The organism is Staphylococcus sp. GDY8P57P (assembly GCF_017892585.1).
GTDB classification, from domain to species: domain Bacteria; phylum Bacillota; class Bacilli; order Staphylococcales; family Staphylococcaceae; genus Staphylococcus; species Staphylococcus borealis.
In genome coordinates, this window is the sequence record NZ_JAESLK010000022.1 from 55,389 (window position 1) to 55,781 (window position 393).

Consider the following 393-nt stretch of genomic DNA (forward strand, 5'->3'; position numbering starts at 1 on the left):
TCTCAGTTCAGTCAGCTACTGCGAAACTGCAAAATAGCATAATTATATTATTTATGTCCCAGTCTTAAATTTTTTATCATTTATACGTTGACATTAATCAAATAAACATGTATAGTATATATCGTTGCTTTAATAAATGTATCAAACATTAATTGTTTGTAAAACTTGTTTAAAAATATGTTAAAAAGTTATTGACATTTCATTACAAAACATTTACAATAATTATTGTTCTCGATAATTAATAGTAATTATTGCGTTTTGCCAGCGGTCGTGGCGGAATGGCAGACGCGCTAGGTTGAGGGCCTAGTGGGAGAAATCCCGTGGAGGTTCAAGTCCTCTCGGCCGCACCAAATAAACATTCTAATTAAATATGCGGGTGTAGTTTAATGGCAA

Annotated in this window: 1 tRNA gene; it reads left to right on the top strand. The window is 32.8% G+C overall.

Annotation, left to right across the window (positions count from 1 at the left end):
* Positions 1–264 precede the first annotated feature (264 nt).
* Positions 265–350 (top strand) — tRNA-Leu (locus tag KA878_RS09560).
* Positions 351–393: the final 43 nt, after the last annotated feature.